The sequence below is a fragment of the Micromonospora qiuiae genome (assembly GCF_016863555.1).
GTDB classification, from domain to species: Bacteria; Actinomycetota; Actinomycetes; order Mycobacteriales; family Micromonosporaceae; genus Micromonospora; species Micromonospora qiuiae.
The window spans coordinates 1-1,198 of sequence record NZ_BOPC01000181.1 but is presented as its reverse complement, the minus strand read 5'-3'; the positions used below and the strand labels follow the sequence as shown (position 1 = coordinate 1,198).

The following is a 1,198-nucleotide window of genomic DNA, read 5'->3' as shown; positions in this document are numbered from 1 at the left end:
TAGTGCCTCGTCTTTGAACGTTGATCGTGTAATCCGCTGGTTCTGAGGATGTATCGGGCAGGCTGTCTCCCAGCACTCGTGGTGGGAGGTGATGGCCGGTGGGTAGACGGCCGGAGGTGTTTGTCCGGCAGGTGTCGATGGCCGAGGGGCAGCGGTTGCAGCGGATCACCCGGACGGCGAAGGATCCGGTGAAGCTGCGGCGGGCGATCGTGGTGCTGATGTCGGCTCAGGGTCAACCGGCCCCGGACATCGCTCACCTGCTCAAGGCCAGCGAGGACTACGTCCGGGACGTGATCCACGCGTTCAACGAGCGGGGGTTCGACGCGCTGTCCCCAAAATGGAGCGGGGGCGCACCGAGACGGATCGATGAGCAGACCCGCGATTGGATCTGCGTCATCGCCCGGTGCGACCCCCGCTTCCTCGGCCAACCGTTCTCCTGCTGGTCACTGGCCAAGCTGCGCGACTACCTCATCACCGCTGGCTACGTCGACACGATCAGCGCCGAGACCGTGCGGCGGATCCTGCTCGAACGCGGGATCTCGTGGCAGGCCACCAAGACGTGGAAGGCCAGCACCGACCCCGACTTCACCACCAAGATGCGCCGGATCCTCGACCTCTACGACCACCCACCCACCGACGGGCGGGTGCTCTGCGTCGATGAGTTCGGGCCGTTGAACCTGCAACCCCGTCCCGGCCGCGCCTGGCGGCCCGTCGCACACCCGGTGCGGCTACGCGCCACCTACACCCGTGATCAGGGCGTGCGGCACATGATCGCCGCCCTGGACCTGACTACCGGCAAGCTGCACTACCGCATCCGTGACCGCAAACGCTGGCGAGAGTTCCTGGCCTTCCTCAAGACCCTGCGCCGCCGCTGGCCCGACCAGCGCCTCTACCTGATCCTGGACAACTTCTCCCCGCACAAGCACCCCGAAGTCCGCACCTGGTGCACCGCCAACCAAGTGGAACTGGTCTTCCTGCCCACGTACGCGTCGTGGCTGAACTGGATCGAAGCCGAGTTCGCCGCCGTCCGCTACTTCGCCCTCAACGGCACCGACCACCGCAGCCACGCCGAACAGGACACCGCGATCGGCGACTACATCCGCTGGCGCAACCAACGCGCCAGACCGAAAACCGCATTCGCCACCGACTCCAAGATCCGCCACCCGGATTACCCGTTCAAGGCTGCATGACGAGGCAC

At 66.0% G+C, this 1,198-nt stretch carries 1 protein-coding gene; it reads left to right on the top strand.

All coding sequences use genetic code 11. The features are described from left to right. Nucleotides 1-98: 98 nt before the first annotated feature. A complete protein-coding gene (locus Vqi01_RS30290; protein ID WP_239098785.1) occupies nt 99-1,190 on the top strand; it encodes an IS630 family transposase in 1,092 nt (363 codons plus the stop codon). Nucleotides 1,191-1,198 lie beyond the last annotated feature (8 nt).